The sequence below is a fragment of the Streptomyces sp. WMMC1477 genome (assembly GCF_027460245.1).
Classification (GTDB): Bacteria; Actinomycetota; Actinomycetes; order Streptomycetales; family Streptomycetaceae; genus Streptomyces.
This window is the reverse complement of sequence record NZ_JAPZBD010000003.1, coordinates 698,085-720,949: the sequence shown is the minus strand read 5'-3', so window position 1 is coordinate 720,949 and position 22,865 is coordinate 698,085. Positions and strand designations below refer to the sequence as shown.

Annotated in this window: 18 protein-coding genes; 16 read left to right on the top strand and 2 right to left on the bottom strand. The window is 73.0% G+C overall.

Annotation, left to right across the window (positions count from 1 at the left end; genetic code table 11):
- The first annotated feature begins 1 nt into the window (after position 1).
- From O7609_RS03580 to O7609_RS03520, 13 genes are all read left to right on the top strand, one after another.
- Positions 2 to 1,798, top strand: a complete 1,797-nt coding sequence (locus O7609_RS03580) for a UDP-N-acetylmuramoyl-L-alanyl-D-glutamate--2,6-diaminopimelate ligase (RefSeq protein ID WP_443072052.1) — start codon at positions 2 to 4, stop codon at positions 1,796 to 1,798.
- Complete coding sequence (locus O7609_RS03575; protein WP_269733444.1) at positions 1,795 to 3,225, top strand: UDP-N-acetylmuramoyl-tripeptide--D-alanyl-D-alanine ligase; 1,431 nt, start codon at positions 1,795 to 1,797, stop codon at positions 3,223 to 3,225. The genes O7609_RS03580 and O7609_RS03575 overlap by 4 nt, the downstream gene beginning before the upstream one ends.
- Positions 3,222 to 4,280 (top strand): phospho-N-acetylmuramoyl-pentapeptide-transferase, encoded by a 1,059-nt coding sequence (gene mraY / locus O7609_RS03570; protein ID WP_219094421.1) that lies wholly within the window; start codon positions 3,222 to 3,224, stop codon positions 4,278 to 4,280. The genes O7609_RS03575 and mraY overlap by 4 nt, the downstream gene beginning before the upstream one ends.
- On the top strand, positions 4,262 to 5,785 hold the full coding sequence (gene murD / locus O7609_RS03565; RefSeq protein WP_269733443.1) for a UDP-N-acetylmuramoyl-L-alanine--D-glutamate ligase: 1,524 nt from the start codon (positions 4,262 to 4,264) through the stop codon (positions 5,783 to 5,785). Before mraY ends, murD begins: the two co-directional genes overlap by 19 nt.
- A gap of 409 nt (positions 5,786 to 6,194) precedes the next feature.
- A complete protein-coding gene (gene ftsW / locus O7609_RS03560; protein WP_443072051.1) occupies positions 6,195 to 7,478 on the top strand; it encodes a putative lipid II flippase FtsW in 1,284 nt (427 codons plus the stop codon).
- 6 nt (positions 7,479 to 7,484) lie between these two features.
- The gene (gene murG / locus O7609_RS03555; RefSeq protein WP_269733441.1) at positions 7,485 to 8,579 is read left to right on the top strand and encodes an undecaprenyldiphospho-muramoylpentapeptide beta-N-acetylglucosaminyltransferase; all 1,095 of its coding nucleotides are present in this window, start codon (positions 7,485 to 7,487) and stop codon (positions 8,577 to 8,579) included.
- Positions 8,580 to 8,612: 33 nt separating this feature from the next.
- Positions 8,613 to 9,476, top strand: a complete 864-nt coding sequence (locus O7609_RS03550) for a cell division protein FtsQ/DivIB (protein WP_269743072.1) — start codon at positions 8,613 to 8,615, stop codon at positions 9,474 to 9,476.
- 459 nt (positions 9,477 to 9,935) lie between these two features.
- Positions 9,936 to 11,162 carry a cell division protein FtsZ gene (ftsZ, locus tag O7609_RS03545; RefSeq protein ID WP_269733439.1) on the top strand — a complete coding sequence of 409 codons (1,227 nt, stop codon included), beginning with the start codon at positions 9,936 to 9,938 and terminating at the stop codon, positions 11,160 to 11,162.
- Positions 11,163 to 11,197: 35 nt separating this feature from the next.
- Positions 11,198 to 11,926 (top strand): peptidoglycan editing factor PgeF, encoded by a 729-nt coding sequence (gene pgeF, locus O7609_RS03540; RefSeq protein WP_269733438.1) that lies wholly within the window; start codon positions 11,198 to 11,200, stop codon positions 11,924 to 11,926.
- A gap of 3 nt (positions 11,927 to 11,929) precedes the next feature.
- Positions 11,930 to 12,688 carry a YggS family pyridoxal phosphate-dependent enzyme gene (locus tag O7609_RS03535; protein WP_269743071.1) on the top strand — a complete coding sequence of 253 codons (759 nt, stop codon included), beginning with the start codon at positions 11,930 to 11,932 and terminating at the stop codon, positions 12,686 to 12,688.
- Between the two features lie 120 nt (positions 12,689 to 12,808).
- The gene (locus O7609_RS03530; RefSeq protein ID WP_269733436.1) at positions 12,809 to 13,429 is read left to right on the top strand and encodes a cell division protein SepF; all 621 of its coding nucleotides are present in this window, start codon (positions 12,809 to 12,811) and stop codon (positions 13,427 to 13,429) included.
- A gap of 69 nt (positions 13,430 to 13,498) precedes the next feature.
- Entirely contained in the window at positions 13,499 to 13,783 is a 285-nt protein-coding gene (locus O7609_RS03525) for a YggT family protein (RefSeq protein WP_269733435.1), read from the top strand.
- A 49-nt stretch (positions 13,784 to 13,832) separates the two neighbouring features.
- Complete coding sequence (locus O7609_RS03520; RefSeq protein ID WP_269743070.1) at positions 13,833 to 15,008, top strand: DivIVA domain-containing protein; 1,176 nt, start codon at positions 13,833 to 13,835, stop codon at positions 15,006 to 15,008.
- A 258-nt stretch (positions 15,009 to 15,266) separates the two neighbouring features.
- Here O7609_RS03520 and ileS read toward each other — a convergent pair whose 3' ends face one another.
- Complete coding sequence (gene ileS / locus O7609_RS03515; protein ID WP_269743069.1) at positions 15,267 to 18,410, bottom strand: isoleucine--tRNA ligase; 3,144 nt, start codon at positions 18,408 to 18,410, stop codon at positions 15,267 to 15,269.
- Positions 18,411 to 18,919: 509 nt separating this feature from the next.
- Here ileS and O7609_RS03510 point away from each other — a divergent pair.
- On the top strand, positions 18,920 to 19,840 hold the full coding sequence (locus O7609_RS03510; RefSeq protein ID WP_269743068.1) for a TraR/DksA family transcriptional regulator: 921 nt from the start codon (positions 18,920 to 18,922) through the stop codon (positions 19,838 to 19,840).
- Positions 19,841 to 19,886: 46 nt separating this feature from the next.
- The gene (gene lspA / locus O7609_RS03505) at positions 19,887 to 20,444 is read left to right on the top strand and encodes a signal peptidase II (RefSeq protein ID WP_443072227.1); all 558 of its coding nucleotides are present in this window, start codon (positions 19,887 to 19,889) and stop codon (positions 20,442 to 20,444) included.
- Between the two features lie 12 nt (positions 20,445 to 20,456).
- On the opposite strand, the gene O7609_RS03500 is transcribed toward lspA, so the two are convergent.
- Entirely contained in the window at positions 20,457 to 21,707 is a 1,251-nt protein-coding gene (locus O7609_RS03500; protein WP_269733431.1) for a peptidase M6, read from the bottom strand.
- Positions 21,708 to 21,860: 153 nt separating this feature from the next.
- Between O7609_RS03500 and O7609_RS03495 the strand changes: the two genes are divergently transcribed.
- Positions 21,861 to 22,793, top strand: a complete 933-nt coding sequence (locus tag O7609_RS03495) for an RluA family pseudouridine synthase (protein ID WP_269737002.1) — start codon at positions 21,861 to 21,863, stop codon at positions 22,791 to 22,793.
- The last annotated feature ends 72 nt before the right edge of the window (positions 22,794 to 22,865 follow it).

Sequence of the window (22,865 nt, the reverse complement as noted above, 5' to 3'; positions counted from 1 at the left end):
CGTGAGCACCCTCACCGACGACGCTGAGCGGCGGCGGACCACCGCCACCCCCTCCACCCGGCCCCGGCCCTCGCTTCGCGGCGAGAGCGCGGCGCCGGGTAGTGTCACCGCCGTGCCACAAGCTGATCAGACCCCTACCTCCCCGCCGCGCCCCTCCGGGGTACGCCCCGTCGAGCTGACGGAGCTGGCCCGGTCACTGGGGATCGCGGACGTGCGGCCCGCGGTGGCCGGCGACGACGACGCCCCCGCCGGGCCGGAGGCCATCGCCGTCACCGGAGTCACGCACGACTCCCGTGCCGTCCAGCCGGGTGACGTCTACGCGGCCCTGCCCGGCGCCCGGTTCCACGGCGCGGACTTCGTCGCCCAGGCCGTCTCCCGCGGTGCCGTCGCGACCCTGACCGACCCGGCCGGAGCGCAGCGCTGCGCCGACGCCGGGCTGGCCGTGCTCGTCGTGCCGGACCCGCGCCGCCACATGGGCAAGCTGGCCGCCGCCGTCTACGGCGAGCCGGGCCGCGACCTCCTGCAGATCGGGATCACCGGCACCTCCGGCAAGACCACCACGGCCTACCTGGTGGAGGGCGGGCTGCGGGCCGCCGCCAAGGAGGGGGAACTGACCGGGCTCATCGGCACCGTCGAGTCCCGCATCGGCGACGAACGGCTCAAGGCCCAGCGCACCACCCCCGAGGCCACCGAGCTTCAGGCGCTCTTCGGCGTCATGAGGGAGCGAGGCGTCACCTCGGTGGCGATGGAGGTCTCCAGCCACGCCCTGGTCATGGGCCGGGTGGACGGCTGCGTCTTCGACGTCGCGGTGTTCACCAACCTGAGCCCGGAGCACCTGGACTTCCACACCGACATGGAGGACTACTTCGCGGCCAAGGCGCAGCTCTTCACCACGGCGCGCTCCCGGGCCGGTGTGGTGAACCTCGACGACGAGTACGGGCAGCGGCTCGCCCGCGAGGCCGGGGTGCCGGTCACCACCTACTCCGCCGAGGGCCACCCGGACGCCGACTGGCGCGCCGAGGACGTCGAGGTCGGGCCGCTCGGCTCGGTGTTCACCATCGTCGGGCCGCAGGGGCTGCGGGCGCGGGCGGCGGCGCCCATGCCGGGCCCGTTCAACGTCTCCAACGCGCTCGGGGCGGTCACGGCCCTCGTCGTCGCGGGCGTCGACGTCCAGACGGCCGCCGACGGCGTCGCCGCCATCCCCGGCGTGCCGGGCCGCCTGGAGCGGGTGGACGCGGGCCAGCCCTATCTGGCCGTCGTGGACTACGCCCACAAGCCGGACGCCGTCGAGTCCGTGCTGCGCGCGCTGCGCCGCGTCACCGACGGGCGCATCCACGCCGTCCTCGGCTGCGGCGGCGACCGGGACCCGCACAAGCGCGGTTCCATGGGTGCCGCCCTGGCCAGGCTGTCCGACACCGCCGTACTGACCTCCGACAACCCGCGCTCCGAGGACCCCCTGGCGATCCTCGCCGCCATGCTCGCCGGAGCCGCCGAGGTGCCCTCCTACGAGCGCGGCACCGTCCTGCTGGAAGAGGACCGCGCAGCCGCCATCGCCGCGGCCGTCGCCCGCGCGGAGCCAGGGGACGTCGTGATCGTCGCCGGGAAGGGGCACGAGGTCGGCCAGGACATCGCCGGCGTCGTGCGCGCGTTCGACGACCGCGAGGTGCTGCGCGACACCATCGAGGACCGCCTGGCCCGCGAGCCGCTCGCCGTGCCGGACGGCCCCGCCGACGCCCCGGGCGACGGCTCGCAGGGCGTTCCGCACCGGGCCACCACCGAGGAGCAGCCCGCCCGATGATTCCGCTGACCCTCGCCGAAATCGCCACCGTCGTCTCCGGCCGGCCGCACGATATACCGGACCCGCAGGTCAAGGTGGTCGGTCCGGTGGTGTACGACTCCCGCGAGTGCGCCCCCGGCGGCCTCTTCGCCGCCTACGCGGGCGAGCGCGTGGACGGCCACGACTTCGCGGCCCGGGCCGTGGCGGACGGCGCCGTCGCGGTGCTGGCCACCCGCCCGGTCGGGGTGCCCGCGATCGTCGTGGACGACGTCACCGCCGCCCTCGGAGCCCTGGCGCGGCACGTCGTGGCCGCCCTCGGCACGACCGTCGTCGCCCTCACCGGCTCCTCGGGCAAGACCAGCACCAAGGACCTGATCGCCCAGCTGCTGGACGCCCACGCGCCCACGGTGTGGACGCCCGGCTCGCTCAACAACGAGATCGGGCTGCCCGTCACGGCACTGCGGGCCGATGCGACGACCCGTCACCTCGTGCTGGAGATGGGCGCCCGCGGCATCGGCCACATCGCCTACCTGACCGGGCTGACCCCGCCGCACATCGGCCTCGTGCTCAACGTCGGCACCGCGCACCTGGGGGAGTTCGGCGGTGTCGAACAGATCGCCCAGGCCAAGGGCGAGCTGGTGGAGAGCCTGCCCCCGGCGCAGGAGGGCGGCATCGCCGTCCTCAACGCCGACGACCCGCGGGTGCGGGCCATGGCCTCGCGCACCCGGGCCCGCGTCGTGCTCTTCGGCGAGGGGCGCGACGCCGACGTACGGGCGGAAAACGTCTCACTCGGTACCGACGGGCGCCCTTCTTTCACCCTTCACACACCCTCCGGGTGCAGCCACGTGACCTTGCGGCTGTACGGTGAGCATCACGTGTCGAACGCGCTCGCCGCGGCAGCCGTCGCCCATGAACTGGGCATGCCCGCCGACGCCATCGCACAGGCGCTGAACCATGCCCGCGGTCTCTCCAAGTGGCGGATGGACGTCACCGAGCGCGCGGACGGTGTCACCGTCGTCAATGACGCGTACAACGCGAACCCCGACTCCATGCGGGCCGCTCTGCGCGCACTGGCCTCGATGGCAGGCAGCGGGGCGGACGGGGTGCCGCGTCGCACGTGGGCGGTGCTCGGTGAGATGGCCGAACTCGGTGACGCGGCGCTCGCTGAGCACGACGCGGTCGGACGGCTCGCCGTCCGGCTCAACGTCAGCAGGCTCGTGGCGGTCGGCGGCCGGGAGGCCGCCTGGCTGGACATGGGCGCCAAGAACGAGGGTTCGTGGGGTGAGGAGTCGGTGCACGTGTCCGACGCACGGGCGGCGATCGACCTGTTGCGCAGTGAGCTGCGCCCGGGGGACGTCGTACTGGTGAAGGCGTCCCGTTCGGTGGGGCTCGAGAAGGTCGCCGCGGAGCTGCTGGCCGAGACCGAGGGTGGGGTCGCCGGGCGATGAGGCAGATCCTCTTCTCCGGGGTCATCGGTCTGTTCCTGACCCTGATCGGTACCCCGCTGCTGATCAAACTCCTCGCCCGCAAGGGCTACGGCCAGTACATCCGGGACGACGGCCCTCGGGACCACCACAGCAAGCGCGGCACGCCGACGATGGGCGGCATCGCCTTCATCCTGGCGACGCTCGTCGCCTACGGCCTGACCAAGCTGCTCACCGGCAGTGAGCCGACGATCTCCGGCGTGCTGGTGCTCTTCCTGATGGCGGGCATGGGGCTGGTCGGCTTCCTGGACGACTACATCAAGATCGTCAAGCAGCGCTCGCTCGGTCTGCGGGCCAAGGCGAAGATGCTCGGCCAGCTCATCGTCGGCATCACCTTCGCCGTCCTCGCCCTCAACTTCGAGGACCTGCGCGGCAACTCGCCCGCCTCCGACCGGCTCTCCTTCACCCAGGACTTCGGCTGGCAGATCGGCCCGGTGCTGTTCGTCATCTGGGCGCTGTTCATGACGCTGGCCATGTCCAACGGCGTCAACCTGACCGACGGCCTGGACGGCCTGGCCACCGGCGCGTCCGTCATGGTCTTCGGCGCCTACACGTTCATCGGCGTCTGGCAGTACCAGGACTCCTGTGCCATCACCGGCAGCCCGTCCTGCTTCGAGGTACGCGACCCCCTCGACCTGGCCGTCGTCGCCGCCGGACTCATGGGCGCCTGCTTCGGCTTCCTGTGGTGGAACACCTCACCGGCCAAGATCTTCATGGGTGACACCGGCTCGCTCGCCCTCGGCGGCGCGCTCGCCGGCCTGGCGATCGTCTCCCGCACCGAGCTGCTGCTCGCCATCCTCGGCGGCCTGTTCGTCCTCATCACCCTCTCCGTGGTGATCCAGGTCGGCTCCTTCCGCCTCACCGGCAAGCGGGTGTTCAAGATGGCGCCACTCCAGCACCACTTCGAGCTCAAGGGCTGGAGCGAGGTGCTCGTCGTCGTCCGGTTCTGGATCATCCAGGGCATGTGCGCCATCGTCGGCGTCGGCATCTTCTACGCGGCATGGGCGGCGCAGAAGTGAGCGCCGCGCCCGCCCTCCCCGTCGAGTCGGGCAAGCCGCTCGACGTCGCCGGGCGCACCGTCACCGTGGCCGGGCTCGGGGTGAGCGGCGTCAGCGCCGCCCGCGCCCTGGCCCGGCTCGGGGCTGCCGTCACCGTGGTCGACGGCGGCTCGGGCGAGGCCCAGCGCGCCCGCGCCGAGGAGCTGGCGGCCGCGGGCCCAGAGGCCGTCGCCGCCCGGCTCGGCGACGGCGACACCCTGCCGCCCGGCACCGAGCTGGTCGTCACCTCGCCCGGCTGGCGGCCGGACAGCCCGCTGTTCGCCGCCGCCGCGGCCGCCGGCGTCCCGGTGTGGGGCGACGTCGAGCTGGCCTGGCGGCTGCGCGGGACCCCGGGCGCGAGCAGCGCGCCCTGGCTCGCCGTCACCGGCACCAACGGCAAGACCACCACCGTGCGCATGCTCGCCTCCATCCTCGGCGCGGCGGGTCTGCGCACGGCCGCCGTCGGCAACATCGGCACCCCCATCGTCGACGTCGTGCTCGGCGGTGAGGAGTTCGACGTCCTGGCCGTCGAGCTGTCCAGCTACCAGCTCCACTGGGCGCCCTCCCTGCGCGCCCACTCCGCGGCCGTCCTCAACCTGGCCCCCGACCACCTCGACTGGCACGGCTCCATGGACGCCTACGCCGCCGACAAGGGCCGCGTCTACACCGGCAACGAGGTCGCCTGCGTCTACAACGCCGCCGACCCCGCCACCGAGCGGCTCGTCCGCGAGGCCGACGTCGTGGAGGGCTGCCGGGCCATCGGCTTCACCCTCGGCACCCCGGGCCCGTCCGAACTGGGCGTGGTGGAGGGCCTCCTCGTCGACCGCGCCTTCGTGCCGGACCGGCGGAAGCAGGCCCAGGAGCTCGCGGAGGTGGCCGACATCGCCCCCGCCGCGGGCCCGGCCGCGCCGCACAACATCGCCAACGCCCTCGCGGCCGCCGCGCTGGCCCGCGCCTTCGGCGTACCCCCGGCCGCCGTCCGCGAGGGGCTGCGGGCCTTCTCACCGGAGGCCCACCGCATCGCCCGGGTCGCGGAGGTGGACGGCGTCACGTACGTCGACGACTCCAAGGCCACCAACCCGCACGCGGCCCAGGCCTCGCTCGCCGCCTACCCGGACGTGGTGTGGATCGCCGGCGGGCTGGCCAAGGGCGCCACGTTCGACGAACTGGTGGCCTCCGCCGTCGGCCGGCTGCGCGGCGTCGTCCTGATCGGCGCCGAACGGCACCTGATCGCCGAAGCGCTGGCCCGACACGCCCCCGAGGTCCCCGTGGTGGACCTCGACCGCACCGACACTGGGGCCATGAAGGCGGCCGTCGACGCGGCGGCCGGCATGGCCCGTCCCGGTGACACCGTCCTGATGGCCCCCGCGTGCGCCTCGATGGACATGTTCACCAACTACGTCCGGCGTGGCGAGGCGTTCGCCGAAGCCGTCGGCCTGCTGAGCACGGAGCCGGGTGGCGCGCGGCCGGAGAGCCGGGAGGCCTGAGGCCCGCACGGTGCCGCCCCCGGCCCACGGGGCCGGCCGTCCACCGGATCTCCGGGCCGTCGGCCGCGGCCCGGCGGAAGGGGAGAGCGAGATGACGGCGGACAAGCGGCCCACCCGGGAAGCACCGCGCGGCGGGCCGGCGCGGCCCGCGCCCGCCCGCTCGGGCCGCCGCTCCTCGGCGGCGTCCTCGGGCGGCTCAGCGGGCGGCGCGGCGGCGTCCGGCGGCCGCTCCCCGGCGTCCGCCGGCGGCCCGTCGTCCTCCAGCGGTTCCCTCGCGTCCACCGGCCGTCCGGGCCGCGGGCGCACCGGCCGCGGCGGGCGCCCCGACCGCTCCGCGAAACCGCGGCCGTCCGCGCGTGGCAGGGCTGCACGCGAGCAGGCGCCCCGTGCCGCCCGGACGGCGGACTCCGTGCTGCCGGCCCGCGCCCGCACCCTGCTCGACCGGGTGACGCGGCTGCACGGCCGTGCCCTGCGGGCCTGGGACCGGCCGCTCACCGCCTACTACCTGATCCTGGGCGGCAGCCTCCTGATCACCTCGCTGGGCCTGGTCATGGTCTTCTCCTCCTCGCAGATCCAGGCCCTGCGCTACGACCTGCCCGCCACCTACTACTTCAAGAAGCAGCTCGTCGCCGCCGTCCTGGGCACGGCCGCCCTGCTCATCGGCTCCCGGCTGCCCGTCAAGCTGCTGCGTGCGCTCGCGTACCCCGTTCTCGTGATCACCGTCCTCCTGCTCGTCCTCGTCCAGGTTCCGGGCGTCGGCGTGGAGGTGAACGGCAGCACCAACTGGCTCAGCGTCGGCGGGCCGTTCATGCTCCAGCCCAGCGAGTTCGCCAAGCTCGCCCTCGTGCTGTGGGGAGCCGACCTGCTGGCGCGCAAGGGGGAGCGCGAGCTGCTCACGCAGTGGAAGCACCTGCTGGTCCCGCTGCTGCCCGGAGCCCTGCTGATCTGCGCGCTCGTCATGCTGGGCGGCGACATGGGCACCGTGATGATCATCATGGCGATCCTCTTCGGCCTGCTCTGGCTCGTCGGCGCCCCCGCGCGCATGTTCGGCTCCGCGCTCGTGTGCGCGGCCGGGGCCACCGTCGTCCTCATCGCCGTCGCGCCCCACCGCATGAACCGGCTCGCCTGTCTCGGCGCCTCCGACCCCGGGCCCGACGACCGCTGTTGGCAGGCCCTGCACGGCATCTACGCCCTCGCCTCCGGCGGCTGGTTCGGCTCCGGCCTCGGGGCGAGTGTGGAGAAATGGGGTGAACTGCCAGAGCCCCACACGGACTTCATCTTCGCCATCACCGGTGAGGAACTGGGCCTGGCGGGGACGCTGTCCGTCCTCACGCTCTACGCGGCTCTAGGCTATGCGGGTATCCGCGTGGCCGGACGCACGGAGGAGCCCTTCGTGAGATATGCCGCGGGGGGTGTGACCATCTGGATCCTCAGCCAGGTGGCCATCAACGTCGGTGCGGTACTCGGGCTGCTGCCCATCGCCGGCGTCCCCCTGCCGCTGTTCTCCTACGGAGGCTCCGCGCTGCTTCCGACGATGTGTGCCGTCGGGTTGCTGATCGCGTTCGCCCGCAGCGACCCCGCGGCACGCGCGGCGCTGGCCATGCGGCAGCCTGGTGTGCCAAGGACGCCGGCTGGCGCGAGATGGAAGACGATGCGACGACCCAGCAGGAAACGGTCGTCCGGAGAGCGGTGAATTTCGGTGCATGTCGTACTCGCCGGTGGGGGGACCGCCGGCCACATCGAGCCCGCGCTCGCCCTCGCGGACGCCCTGCGCAGGCAGGACCCGACCGTGGGGATCACGGCCCTGGGCACGGAACGCGGGCTGGAGACCCGGCTCGTCCCCGAACGCGGCTACGAGCTGGCCCTCATCCCGGCCGTCCCGCTGCCCCGTAAACCGACCGCGGAGCTGATCACGGTCCCCGGGCGGCTGCGCGGCACCATCAAGGCGGCCGAGCAGGTGCTGGAGCGCACCAAGGCGGACTGCGTCGTCGGCTTCGGCGGCTACGTCGCCCTTCCCGGCTACCTGGCCGCCAAGCGGCTCGGGGTGCCCATCGTCGTCCACGAGGCCAACGCCCGCCCCGGTCTGGCGAACAAGATCGGCTCCCGCTACACGCGGCACGTCGCCGTCTCCACGCCCGACAGCAAGCTGCGGCACGCCCGCTACGTCGGCATCCCGCTGCGCCGCTCCATCGCCACCCTCGACCGGCAGGCGATGCGTGCCGAGGCGCGGGCCACGTTCGGGCTCGACGCCAACCTGCCCACACTGCTCGTCACGGGCGGCTCGCAGGGGGCCCGGCGGCTGAACGAGGTCGTCCAGGCCATCGCGCCGACGCTCCAGCGCTCCGGCGTCCAGATCCTGCACGCGGTCGGGCCGAAGAACGAACTGCCGCAACCGGACAACATGCCGGGAATGCCGCCCTATGTGCCGGTACCGTATCTGGACCGGATGGACCTCGCGTACGCCGCGGCGGACATGATGCTCTGCCGCGCGGGCGCGATGACCGTCGCGGAGCTGTCCGCCGTCGGGCTGCCCGCCGCCTACGTCCCCCTGCCGATCGGCAACGGTGAACAGCGGCTGAACGCCCAGCCGGTGGTGAAGGCGGGCGGCGGACTCCTCGTCGACGACGCCGAGCTGAGCGCCGAGTGGATCCAGGACAACGTGCTCCCCGTCCTCACCGATCCGCACCGGCTGTACGACATGGCGCGCTGCGCGGCGGAGTTCGGCCGCCGGGATGCCGACGAGCTGCTGGTCGGCATGGTGCACGAAGCGATCGCGGCCCGACCGGCGGCCTAGCCGCAGGCGACGGGGCGCAGAAGGCAGGGAGCAGTGGGCGGCGCAGCCGGACCGGTCACCGCGGAGGACACCCGGGGCGAGGGCGGCGAGCAGGCCGGTTCCGGTGAGGAACCGGCGGCGCCGCGCCGCCCGCGGCTGCCCCGCTGGCCGCGTCGGCTGCGTCCGCCCCGGCTGCCCTCCGGGCTCTCGCGCCGGACCGCCCTCCTCCTCGCCGCCGCCGCGACCGCGGCCGTGGCGGGCTTCGGCGTGTGGGTGCTGTACGGCTCCAGCTGGCTGCGGGCGGAACACGTCCGCGTCGCGGGCACCCGCGAGCTGACGCCGGACCAGGTGCGCGCGGCGGCGGGCGTGCCGCTGGGCGAGCCGCTGGCCGGGGTGGACACCGGTGCCATCGAGCGCCGGATCGAGGAGGCGCTCGGGCGGGTCGCCGAGGCGAAGGCCGTGCGCGACTGGCCGGACGGGATCACCCTCGAACTGACCGAGCGCACCCCCCGGCTCGTTGTCGCCAAGCCGGGCGAGGAGGGCACCTACGTCGAGATCGACGCCGAGGGCGTGCGGTACGCGGAGGTCCGCGAGCGTCCCGCCGGGGTACCGCTGCTGGTGTTCGACCTCGACGGCTCGCGCAGCGACGCGTTCTTCGGCCCCGGGCGGCTGCGCGCCGAGGCGGTGCGCGTGGCCGTCGCCCTTCCGAAGGCCGTCCGCGAGGACACCCGGACCGTGCGCGTGCGGTCGTTCGACTCCGTCACGCTGGAACTGACGGGGGACCGCACGGTGCTGTGGGGCAGCGGCGAGGACGGCGCGGCCAAGGCGAAGGTGCTCACCGCGCTGATGAAGGCGGAGAAGGACGCCGAGCACTACAACGTCAGCGTCCCCAGCGCCCCCGCCGCCTCCGGCGGCTGACGCCGCGCCACCCGCCACCGCGTCACCCCGTTGCCGGCGCGCCGCGCACGCCGCGGTGCCGGTCCGCTGCCCCGGCAGCCGTCGCCCCGCCGTCGCGGGCCGCGGGTCCGCTGTGGCACCTCGCGCTGTTTCCCCGCCCCCTTCCGGGGCACTCCTCCCGGTGACTGCGGGGAACCTGGTTGACGGGTGTTCGCCCTGACCAGGACCCGGGAGTGTTACACCCAGAGTGATCACATAGGGTGAAAAGAAAAACGGGAGGTTCGGCGTGTTCGTTGAACGCGCAGTACGTGTCGACTTAGTGTCCGTTCCGGAGACTCCAAGGAATGACTGGCACTGTTAACCCTAAACTTCAGCGTTAGGGTTGGGGGTCGGCGTTCGAACCGTCCCCAATCGGCATAGGTCGGCGGCCACACCCACTGTGGCGCGGCGACAGGTAACTCGAGGCGAGAGGCCTTCGACGTGGCAGCACCGCAGAACTACCTCGCAGTCATCAAGGTCGTCGGCATCGGCGGCGGTGGCGTCAACGCCATCAACCGGATGATCGAGGTCGGTCTCAAGGGCGTCGAGTTCATCGCGATCAACACCGACGCACAGGCGCTGTTGATGAGCGATGCCGACGTCAAGCTCGACGTCGGCCGCGAGCTCACCCGCGGCCTCGGCGCCGGGGCCAACCCGGACGTCGGCCGGAAGGCCGCCGAGGACCACCGTGAGGAGATCGAGGAGGTCCTCAAGGGGGCCGACATGGTCTTCGTGACCGCGGGCGAGGGCGGCGGCACCGGTACCGGCGGCGCCCCCGTGGTCGCGAACATCGCGCGCTCGCTCGGCGCGCTGACGATCGGCGTCGTCACGCGGCCGTTCACCTTCGAGGGCCGTCGCCGGGCGAACCAGGCGGAGGACGGCATCGCCGCCCTGCGGGACGAGGTCGACACCCTCATCGTCATTCCGAACGACCGGCTGCTGTCCATCTCGGACCGCCAGGTCAGCGTGCTGGACGCCTTCAAGTCGGCCGACCAGGTCCTGCTGTCCGGTGTGCAGGGCATCACCGACCTCATCACGACGCCGGGCCTCATCAACCTGGACTTCGCGGACGTCAAGTCCGTCATGTCCGAGGCGGGTTCGGCCCTCATGGGCATCGGCTCGGCCCGCGGCGACGACCGCGCGGTCGCCGCCGCCGAGATGGCCATCTCCTCGCCGTTGCTGGAGGCGTCCATCGACGGCGCCCGCGGCGTCCTGCTCTCCATCTCCGGCGGCTCGGATCTCGGCCTCTTCGAGATCAACGAGGCCGCGCAGCTCGTCAGCGAGGCGGCGCACCCGGAGGCCAACATCATCTTCGGTGCCGTCATCGACGACGCCCTGGGCGACGAGGTCCGCGTGACGGTCATCGCGGCCGGGTTCGACGGGGGCCAGCCGCCCGCCAAGAACCGGGAGAAGGCGCTCGGTTCCTACGGCAGGGAGGACGCGCCGGGCAGCGCGCCGCGGTCCGCTCCGCCGGTGCCGGACGAGCGCCCCTCCTTCGGCGGCCTGGGCAGCGTCCCCGCCCGCGAGGAGGAGCCCGAGCCCGCCGCTCCGGTGGACCCGGCGCCGACGGCCGAGTCCGCGCCGGTCACGCCGCCGCACGTCCCCCCGGCCCGGGACTACCAGGACAGCCAGGCCGAGGAGCTGGACGTCCCGGACTTCCTCAAGTAGCCGACGACCTCCTGACGAACCGGGTACAGCACGACGTGATACGCCAGCACGACTCCGTCAGCGGCGCCCACTTCGCCTTCACCGACCGGTGGGGCGGGGTGAGCGCCGCTCCTTATGGCACCCTCAACCTGGGCGGTGCGGTGGGCGACGACGCCCGGTCGGTGCGGACCAACCGCTCGCTGGCCGCAGCGGGCCTCGGGCTGGACCCGGCGGCGGTCGTCTGGATGAACCAGGTGCACGGCGCCGAGGTGGCCGAGGTGGACGGGCCCTGGGGGGAGGCCGTGCCCGCCGTCGACGCGGTGGTGACAGCCCGCCGCGGGCTGGCCCTGGCCGTCCTCACCGCGGACTGCACACCCGTTCTGCTGACGGACCCCGTGGCCGGGGTCGCGGGCGCCGCGCACGCCGGACGCCCGGGGCTGGTGGCCGGGGTGGTGCCCGCCACCGTGCGGGCCATGGTCGCGCTGGGCGCCGAACCGTCCCGCGTCACCGCCCGCACCGGGCCCGCTGTCTGCGGAGGCTGCTACGAGGTACCCGAGGCGATGCGGGCGGCGGTGGCGTCCGTCGCTCCCGCCGCGCACGCCACCACCCGGTGGGGGACGCCGTCCGTGGACGTGGCCGCGGGGGTGCGGGCCCAGCTCGCCGAGCTGGGGGTCGGCGACGTCGTCGGCAGTGAGGTGTGCACTCTGGAGTCGGACGACCACTTCTCCTACCGCCGTGAACGGACGACCGGGCGGTTGGCGAGCTACGTCTGGCTGGAGGACTGAACGATGGCGCAGGAAGCGCGGACACCGGGTGACCCGGGCGAGCGGGCGGCGGAGCTGGCGGCGAACCTCGCCCGGGTGGAGGAGCGGCTGACCCGTGCCTGTGCCGCGGCCGGTCGCTCCCGCGACGAGGTGACGCTGATCGTCGTCACCAAGACGTACCCGGCGAGCGACGTGCGGCTGCTGGCCGAACTCGGGGTGCGGCACGTCGCGGAGAACCGTCACCAGGAGGCGGCGCCGAAGGCGGCCGCGTGTGCGGACCTGCCGCTCGTGTGGCACTTCGTGGGGCAGCTGCAGACCAACAAGGCACGTTTTGTCGCTGAGTTCTGTGATTACGTGCACTCCGTGGACCGTATCCGGCTGGTGAACGCACTGTCCGCCGCGGCCGAGCGGCAGGGGCGCGAGCTGCGCTGCCTCCTCCAGGTGGCCCTGGACAAGGAGGAGTCCGGGGAGGCGGACACCGGCGGCCGCGGCGGTGTCGCGCCGGCCGACGTGCCGGAACTCGCCGAGGCGGTCCGCTCCGCTCCCGCCCTCTCGCTGGCCGGGGTGATGACCGTGGCTCCGCTGGAGGGACGCTACGCGGGCCGCCCCGCCGAGGCGTTCCAGCGGTTGGGGGAAATCTCAAGCGGGCTGCGACGGAACGATCCTGCTGCAAACATGGTGTCGGCAGGGATGAGTTCGGACCTCGAGGAAGCGGTGGCGGCGGGAGCGACACATGTACGCGTCGGCACCGCGGTACTCGGAGTCCGTCCCCGGCTCGGGTAACGTCGCCAAGAAAGTCGGACTACAGACGAAAATATGGTCATTTCCGGCTGAACGGGCAGACTACGTGGATTCGGGGCCACCGGACGGAGCCGATCCACCACAGAGCGGAGGATGCGGAGCATGGCCGGCGCGATGCGCAAGATGGCGGTCTACCTCGGCCTCGTGGAGGACGATGGTTATGACGGCCGGGGGTACGACCCCGACGACGAGTTCGAGCCCGAACCGGAACCCGAGCGGGAGCGCAGGCGCCAGCCGGCGCACGCGCCCCACGACACGCCGCCGGAGGACCCGGTCCGCGTCGTCCAGCCGCCCGCCCAGCGGGAGCGGGAGCAGTCGCCGGCGCTGGTGGGTGACGGCGGGCGGGTGAGCAGAATCGCCCCCGTGTCCTCCATCACATCCGAACGTCCGAACCTGGAGAAGAGCGCACCGGTGATCATGCCCAAGGTCGTGTCCGAGCGGGAGCCCTACCGGATCACCACGTTGCACCCGCGGACGTACAACGAAGCCCGTACCATCGGGGAACACTTCCGTGAGGGCACTCCGGTGATCATGAACCTCACCGAGATGGACGACACGGACGCGAAGCGACTTGTCGACTTTGCCGCCGGCCTCGTCTTCGGCCTGCACGGGAGCATCGAACGGGTGACGCAGAAGGTGTTCCTGCTGTCTCCTGCTAACGTCGATGTAACGGCGGAGGACAAGGCCCGCATCGCAGAGGGCGGGTTCTTCAACCAGAGCTGAGACGCAACACCGGAAACAGCCCCGGCCGGTCGGCGGCCGGGCATGTCCCAGGGGAGAGGGAAGCGCACGATGGGCATCGCACAACAAGTGGTCCTCGTGGCGCTGAACGTTTTCCTGTACGTGCTGATCTTCCGACTGATCATGGACTACGTCTTCATGTTCGCCCGCTCATGGCAACCCGGCAAGGCGATGGTGGTCGTTCTGGAGGGGACCTACACTGTCACCGATCCGCCGCTGAAGCTTCTGCGGCGGTTCATTCCGCCGCTGCGCTTCGGGGGCGTGGCGCTAGACCTGTCCTTCTTCGTATTGATGATCATCGTTTTCATCCTGATCCGGATCGTGGGCGGGCTGTGAACGAGTACGGTCTTGCCGATATGCCGATGACCTACGTTGAGGTGAAGAGATGCCGCTGACCCCCGAGGACGTGCGGAACAAGCAGTTCACGACCGTCCGCCTCCGAGAAGGCTATGACGAGGACGAGGTCGATGCCTTCCTCGACGAGGTCGAAGCAGAGCTGACCAGGCTGCTGCGGGAGAACGAGGACCTGCGCGCCAAGCTGGCCGCCGCCACGCGGGCCGCCGCGCAGAACCAGCAGCAGCAACAACAGGGCATGCGCAAACCCCCGGAGGACCGAACCCAGCAGGGTCCGGTGCCGCCGGCCATATCCGGTCCGCAGCCGGTGCCCCCGGGTCAGCAGCAGATGGGCGGTCCGCCCCAGCTCCCCGGCGCACCCCAGCTGCCCGCAGGTCCCGGCGGCCCCCAGGGCGGCCAGCCCGGTCCCGGCCAGCCCGGTCCCGGCCAGCCCGGTCCCGGCCAGCACGGCCAGCACCAGCAGCACGGCCAGCACCAGCAGCACGGTCCCGGCCCGATGGGTGGCGGCCCGGGCCCGATGGGCGGTCACGGCGGTCCTCCGCAGATGCAGCAGGGTGGTGGCAACGACAGCGCCGCCCGCGTGCTCTCGCTGGCCCAGCAGACCGCCGACCAGGCGATCGCCGAGGCGCGCTCCGAGGCGAACAAGATCGTCGGTGAGGCCCGCAGCCGCGCCGAGGGTCTGGAGCGCGACGCCCGCGCCAAGGCCGACGCGCTGGAGCGGGACGCCCAGGAGAAGCACCGCGTCGCGATGGGCTCCCTGGAATCCGCCCGCGCCACGCTGGAGCGCAAGGTCGAGGACCTGCGCGGCTTCGAGCGGGAGTACCGCACGCGGCTGAAGTCCTACCTGGAGAGCCAGCTGCGCCAGCTGGAGAACCAGTCCGACGACTCGCTCGCGCCGCCGCGCACCCCGGCCGCCCCCTCGCTGCCGGCCTCGCCGTCGATGGCCTCCGCCGGTGCCCCCTCGGGCGGCACGATGGGCGGCCACCAGACCATGGGCGGCCAGCCCATGGGCGGTGGGCACACGCAGGGCGGCAACCCCGGCGGTGGGCACAGCCAGGGCGGCGGCCAGACCTACGGCGGTCAGCAGCAGATGTCTCCGGCCATGACGCAGCCGATGGCACCGGTCCGCCCGCAGGGGCAGCAGCCGATGCAGCAGCAGGCGCCGTCGCCGATGCGGGGCTTCCTCATCGACGAGGACGACAACTGACCGCTGGGCGCTGCTCCGAAGCCGACGACGAACGGGCCGACCCCTCCGGGGGACCGGCCCGTTCGTCGTTGCGCGCGGCTTCTGCGCTGGGGAGGTCTGGGCGAAGGCGCCGGGCTGGCGAGCGCGGCCCTCGGCTCCGGGGACGGCCCGACCGGGGCGCCCCTGCTGGTGGGTCCCCGGCCGGCGGGTGCGTGGTGGTCGCGGTCGCGTGGGTCGCGCGGTTCCCCGCGCCCCTGACGGGGCGCGGGGAACGGGGGGTCACGCCTTGCGGAGGCGGAACGTCAGGGACAGCGACTCGTCCGAGAACTCGGGCCCGAACGCGTCGTCCGCCGGCTCGGCGGACAGCGAGTCCGCCAGCACCTCGCCGGCGATCAGCTCCGCGTGCTCGGTCAGCGCGGCGGCGAGCTCCTCGTCGTCGGACGTCCACCGCAGGTGGATCTTGTCCGCCACATCGAGCCCGCTGTTCTTGCGCGCCTCCTGGACCAGCCGGATGGCGTCCCGGGCCAGACCGGCCCGGCGCAGCTCGGGCGTGATCTCCAGGTCCAGCGCGACCGTCGCGCCCGAGTCGGAGGCCACCGACCACCCCTCGCGAGGCGTCTCGGTGATGATGACCTCCTCCGGGGTCAGGGCGATGCGCTCGCCGTCGACCGTCACCGCGGCCGTCCCCGCCCGCAGCGCCGCCGAGAGCTCGGCGGCGTCGGCCGCGGCGATCGCCGCGGCGACCGGCTGCGTGCGCTTGCCGAAGCGGCGGCCCAGCGCCCGGAAGTTGGCCTTCGCCGTGGTGTCCACCAGCGAACCGCCGACCTCGCCGAGCGACGCGAGGCGGCTGACGTTCAGCTCCTCGGCGATCTGGGCGCGCAGGTCGTCGTCCAGCAACTCGAAGCCCTGCGCCGCGATCAGCGCCCGGGACAGCGGCTGACGCGTCTTCACCCCCGACTCCGCCCGCGTCGCCCGGCCCAGCTCCACGAGCCGGCGCACCAGCAGCATGTCGACCGAGAGCCGCTCGTCGATGGCCTCCGGGGTGGCGACCGGCCAGTTGGCCAGGTGCACCGACTCCGGCGCGCCCGGCGTCACCGGCACCACGAGGTCCTGCCAGACCCGCTCGGTGACGAACGGGACCAGCGGCGCCATCAGCCGCGTCACCGTCTCCAGGACGTCGTGCAGGGTCCGCAGCGCCGCGGCGTCCCCCTGCCAGAACCGGCGCCGGGAGCGGCGCACGTACCAGTTGGACAGGTCGTCGACGAAGGTCGACAGCAGCTTGCCCGCGCGCTGCGTGTCGAAGTTCTCCATGGCCCGCGTGACCAGGTCGACCAGCGCGTGCAGCTCGCTCAGCAGCCAGCGGTCCAGCAGCGGGCGCTCGTGCGGAGCCGGGTCGGCGTCCCCCGGGGCCCAGCCGCTCGTCCGGGCGTAGAGGGCCTGGAAGGCCACCGTGTTCCAGTACGTCAGCAGGGTCTTGCGCACGACCTCCTGGATCGTGCCGTGCCCCACGCGGCGCGCCGCCCACGGGGAGCCGCCCGCCGCCATGAACCAGCGCACCGCGTCCGCGCCGTGCTGCTCCATCAGCGGGACGGGCTCCAGGATGTTGCCCAGGTGCTTGGACATCTTGCGGCCGTCCTCGGCCAGGATGTGTCCCAGGCACACCACGTTCTCGTAGCTGGACCGGCCGAACACCAGGGTGCCGACCGCCATCAGCGTGTAGAACCAGCCGCGGGTCTGGTCGATGGCCTCGGAGATGAACTGCGCCGGGTAGCGCTGCTCGAAGACCTCCTTGTTCCGGTACGGGTAGCCCCACTGCGCGAAGGGCATCGAGCCGGAGTCGTACCAGGCGTCGATCACTTCCGGGACGCGGGTGGCCTCCAGCCCGCAGCCCTCGGCGGTGCAGGGGAACGTCACCGCGTCGATGAACGGCCGGTGGGGGTCGAGCTCGCTCTGGTCCGTACCGCTCAGTTCGCTCAGCTCCGTCAGCGAGCCGACGCACGTCAGATGTCCCTCGGCGCAGCGCCAGATGGGCAGCGGGGTGCCCCAGTAGCGGTTGCGGGACAGCGCCCAGTCGATGTTGTTGCTCAGCCAGTCGCCGAAGCGGCCGTGCTTGACCGAGTCGGGGTACCAGTTGGTCTTCTCGTTCTCCTGGAGCAGCTGCTCCTTGACCTGCGTGGTGCGGATGTACCAGGACGGCTGCGCGTAGTAGAGCAGCGCGGTGTGGCAGCGCCAGCAGTGCGGGTAGCTGTGCTCGTACGCCAGGTGGCGGAACAGCAGCCCGCGGGCGTCCAGGTCGGCGACGAGCGCCTCGTCGGCCTTCTTGAAGAACTGGCCGCCCACGAGGCCGAGCTCGGGCTCGAAGGTGCCGTCGGGCAGCACCGGGTTCACCACCGGCAGCCCGTAGGCGCGGCAGACCCGCAGGTCGTCCTCACCGAAGGCGGGGGCCTGGTGGACGAGGCCGGTGCCGTCGTCCGTCGTCACGTACTCGGCGCCCACGACGAAGTTGGCGCCCTCCAGCTCGACCAGCTCGAACGGCCTCCGGTAGGCCCAGCGCTCCATCTCCGCTCCGGTGAAGCTCTGCCCCGTCGCCGTCCAGCCCTCGCCGAGCGCCTTCGCCAGCAGCGGCTCGGCGACGACCAGCTTCTCGTTCCCGTCGGTGGCGACCACGTAGGTCACCTCCGGGTGCGCGGCCACGGCGGTGTTCGACACCAGCGTCCACGGCGTCGTCGTCCACACCAGCAGCGACGCCTCCCCGGCCAGCGGCCCGGAGGTGAGTGGCAGCCGGACGTAGACCGAGGGGTCGACGACCGTCTCGTAGCCCTGCGCCAGCTCGTGGTCGGACAGGCCGGTGCCGCAGCGCGGGCACCAGGGGGCGACGCGGTGGTCCTGCTTCAGCAGGCCCTTGCCGAAGATCTCCTTCAGCGACCACCACACGCTCTCGATGTACTGCGGGTCCATCGTGCGGTAGGCGTCGTCCAAGTCCACCCAGTAGCCCATGCGCCGGGTGAGCTCGGCGAAGGCGTCGGTGTAGCGCGTCACCGACTCCCGGCACCTGGCGTTGAACTCGGCGATGCCGTACGCCTCGATATCCTGCTTGCCGTTGAACCCCAGCTCCTTCTCCACGGCCAGCTCGACCGGCAGCCCGTGGCAGTCCCACCCGGCCTTGCGGGACACGTGGTAGCCCTGCATCGTGCGAAAGCGCGGGAACACGTCCTTGAACACCCGGGCCTCGATGTGGTGCGCGCCGGGCATGCCGTTGCCGGTCGGGGGGCCCTCGTAGAACACCCACTCGGGGCGGCCCTCGGACGCCTCCAGCGTCCGGGCGAAGATCTTCTGCTCCTGCCAGAAATCGAGCACGGCGTGCTCCAGCGCGGGCAGGTCCACCTGCGCGGGCACCTGGCGGTATTGCGGGGTCGGACTCATCGGATGGTTCCTCCGGCGGACAGGGCAGCTTCCGTCGGAGGGACGAGACGCGCCCGAGCGGCGCTTCCCGCGGTACCACCCTCCTTGGCGGTGGTTCTCGTGACCCACCGCCCGCTCATTGGGCCGGGGCGACGCCCGGGGGCGGCCCCTGCGGTGCCGGCTCTACTCACCCACCCGGAGGGTGCGGCTTTCTTCCGGCGGCTCCGGGGTGATCTTCACGTCGCGCTCGCCCCCGGGCTCCCACCGTCCCCGGGTCGCTCTCGGCTGCGTACGGACGCTACTCGTCCCCATCCACGCCTTTCGCTGCCGACCAGTGTACGGGCCGTGCGGAAGCGCCGCCGAGCGGTTTCCGCGGCGCGGGGCTGGGGCACAACGCCTTCGCGGGCGCCGGGCGGCTCCCGCGGAGATCACGTACCGAACGGCGCGTCCCGTTGCCGCGTGCTTCGAGTCGATTTATCGTTCCGGCACGATTCGCGAGCAAGATCACACTATGTGAAGGGGTCGCGGCGATGGCAGGCGTGGCGAAGAAGGCAGCCGCCAGGAAGACGCCAGCCAAGGGCGGCCCCCGGGCCGGGAGGGCGGCGGCGAAGAAGGCACCGGCCGAGCCCGCCGGCACCGAGGCGGCCCCGGGCGGTGCCGAGCCCCCGGAGGGGAAGGCCGCGGCGGGAAAGGCGCCCGGGAAGAAGGCGACCGGCGGGGCCCCTGCTCAGCAGCCCGCCGCCAAGAAGGCCGCGAAGAAGACGACCACCACGAAGAAGACCACCACGAAGAAGACGGCGGCCGGGAAGAAGACGGCGGCCGGGAAGAAGACGGCGGCCGGGAAGAAGACGGCGGCCGGGAAGAAGACGGCCGCGAAGAAGGCGGCGGCCGGGAAGACGGCGGCCGGGAAGGCCCCGGCACGGAAGCCGGACCGACCCGAGAAGGACACGCTGGGCCGGGAAGCGGCCCGAGGGAAGACGGGAGCCGGAGCGGTGGCTGCGAAGAAGACGACGGGTACCCAGACGGCCGTGCCCCAGGCCCGCATCGCTGCGGCACCGGAGGAGCTGGCCGTCCGGGTGGGCGAGGAGCCCTGGACGGACACCGAGGTCGCCGAGGCGCGGAGCGAGCTGGCGGCCGAGGTGGAACGCCTGCGCACCGAGATCGAGGCGGCCGAGCGGGCGCTGGCGGGCCTCATGCGGGACCCGGGGGACGGGGCCGGCGACGACCAGGCCGACACCGGGACCAAGAACATCACGCGTGAGCACGAGATGGCCGTGGCCGAGAACGCCCGCGAGATGATGTACCAGAGCGAGCGTGCCCTCGAACGCATCGCGGCGGGCACCTACGGTCTGTGCGAGAACTGCGGCAACCCGATCGGCAAGGCGCGGATGCAGGCGTTTCCCCGGGCCACGCTGTGTGTGGAGTGCAAGCAGAAGCAGGAGCGGCACTGAGGGCGGGGGACGGCCGGTGTCGTACGCTCGTCACGTGACAGCAGAGGTGGAGCAGGCCATCGAAGACGTGCCGGAGCAGGCCAGGGACGAGTCCGGGGGCGCTGACGAGGCGCCACGCGGCGGGCGGCGTGTGGCCGTGCTCCTCTGGGTGGCGGCGGTGGCCTACGCGCTGGACCTGATCTCCAAGATCGTCGTCGTCGAGTATCTGGAGGGCGAGCCCTCCATTGAGGTCGTCGGCGAGCTGCTGCGCTTCCACGCCGTACGCAACCCCGGGGCCGCCTTCGGCATGGGGGAGGCGTTGACCATCGTGTTCACGGCCATCGCGGCGGCCGTGATCGTGGTGATCTTCCGGATCGCCCGCAAGCTCTACAGCACGCCGTGGGCCATCGCCCTGGGGCTGCTGCTCGGCGGGGCCTTCGGCAACCTGACTGACCGCGTCTTCCGTTCCCCCGGCGTCTTCCAGGGGGCGGTGGTCGACTTCATCGCCCCGGCCCACTTCGCCGTCTTCAACCTGGCGGACGCGGCCATCGTCTGCGGCGGTTTCCTCATCGTCATCCTGTCCTTCCGGGGCCTCGACCCGGACGGCAGGGTGCATCGGGACTGAGCCCGGCGGACGTCACCGGCTGATCCGGACGCGGTAGCCGTCCTCGGTGCGCGTCTCGACGGTCACCGTGACGCCGTCGGCCTCGTGCCGGTGGCTGCCGCCCGGCAGCACCGGCGCGTCCCACAGCTCGGCCAGGGCGGGCGGCCGCCACGCCCCGCACCGGCTGCCGCCGCCGCTGCCGGGAGTGGCGTCCAGCACCCGGACCGGTCCGTAACCCGTGCGCACGCTGGAGTCGACGGTGTAGAGCAGCACTCCCTCGGTGCAGATCCCGGAGTCCGGCCCGGTGCGGGTGCGGGCCTCGGCGACCAGCGCCGTGCTCTCGCCCGTCCGCACCACGGCGATGCTGCCTCCTTCCGCGGAGCCGACGGGCCGCAGCAGCCGGGTGCCGCCGTCCGGCAGGCAGCCGACGTCGGCCTCGCGCAGCCAGCCGAACTTCCACTTGTGCCAGCCGAGCAGGTCGCTGCGCGCCGCCACGCTCATCGGGTCCCAGGCGCCGGCGAACTCCACCGAGGCGCCGCGGGCCGCGTTGTAGAGGTCGGGCAGGCCGAACAGGTGCAGCGTCTCGTGGGTGAAGTTGCCGCGCTGCCAGTCCGCGCCGTCCTGTTCGCGCCCGAAGACCAGCGCGGCGGCGGTGACGGACCGTCCGCCCGCGTCCAGCTCCGCGAACGTCCGGGCCTGGGAGACGGCGGGGGAGGCGGGCACGTTGTCGTCCGCGACGACGAGCAGCAGGTCGGTCTCGGCGAAGGTGGTCCCGCGGTCGAGCGCCGCGTCGACCGCGTCCTGGACGTAACGCTTCATCGTGGCCGTGGGGACGCGCCGCCCGATGCCGTACGTGCTCCAGGGGCGCGGCATCCGCACCCAGCCGTCGGTCGGTGCGAAGCGCGGGCGGTAGCGGCCGTAGGAGGAGCGGGCGAGGAAGTCGGCGGCGTGGCCGGTGAAGAACGCGGCACGCTCGGCCGCCGCGCCGCGGGCGGGGATGTCGGGGAAGTCGACCATCAGGACGGTGGCCGTCTGCTCGCCGAGCGGTTGCAGATGACGGCCGGTGTACGGGCCTTCGCCCACCCAGCCGCGCGGCTCCGGGGCGATCGCGCACGGTCCCGTGATGTCGGCGCGCTGGGCCGCGGCGGCCCGCTCCGGCGCGGGGGCGAGCGTCACGGCCGCGACGGCGAGCGCGAGGACGGCGGCAGGGAACGGACGCGGGGGACGGCGGCCGGCGCCGCGGGGGCCGCGGACGCGGAGACGGCCGGCGGTGCGGGGGAACACGGCGGGCTCCTCTCCCCGCGTCGACCGTGCCGACCCGTGCCGACGAGGGGGCGGGACCGCGGGTAGTGGCACTGTCACGTCCTCCGCGGGCCCGGTGCACGCGGGGCTGGTCCGAACGGGTGGCGGGAGTCCGGCATACTCGACGGGGTGAGCATCCCACCATCCCCCGAGGTCCGTACCCTTCCCGTGCCCGACGGCCTGGAGGGCGAACGCGTCGACGCCGCCCTGGCCAGGATGTTCGGCTTCTCCCGGACGAAGGCCGCCGAGCTGGCCGCCGACGGCAAGGTGCGGGTGGACGGCGCGGAGGCCGGCAAGTCGGACCGCGTCCGGGGCGGGGCCTGGCTGGAGGTCGAGATGCCCGCGCCCCCCGCCCCGGTGCGGGTGGTCGCCGAGCCCGTCGAGGGCATGGAGATCGTGCACGACGACGAGGACCTCGTCGTCGTCATGAAGCCGGTCGGGGTCGCGGCGCACCCCAGCCCCGGGTGGAGCGGGCCCACCGTCATCGGCGGCCTGGCCGCGGCCGGGTACACGATCGCCACCTCGGGCGCCGCCGAGCGCCAGGGCATCGTGCACCGGCTGGACGTGGGCACGTCGGGGCTGATGGTCGTCGCCAAGTCGGAGCGCGCCTACAGTCGGCTCAAGCAGCAGTTCCGGGACCGGGTGGTCGACAAGCGCTACCACGCCCTCGTCCAGGGCCATCCCGACCCGCTCAGCGGCACCATCGACGCACCGATCGGCCGGCACCCGCAGCACGACTACAAGTGGGCGGTCGTCGCGGACGGCAAGCCGTCGGTCACCCACTACGACCTCATCGAGGCGTTCCGTGCGGCCAGCCTGCTGGACATCAAGCTGGAGACGGGCCGCACCCACCAGATCCGGGTCCACATGGCGGCCCACCGGCACCCGTGCGCGGGCGACCTCACCTACGGCGCCGATCCGACGCTGGCCCGCCGGCTGGGGCTCACCCGGCAGTGGCTGCACGCCATGCGCCTGGGTTTCGAGCACCCGTCCGACGGGGCCTGGGTCGCGTTCGAGAGCGCGTACCCGGAGGACCTCCGGTCGGCGCTGGACCGGGTGCGCGAATAGCGCGTGCGGGGCCGAGCCGACTCGCCGGTGGCGCGGGTCCCCGTGCCCCGAGACCGCCGGCCCGCGCCTGGG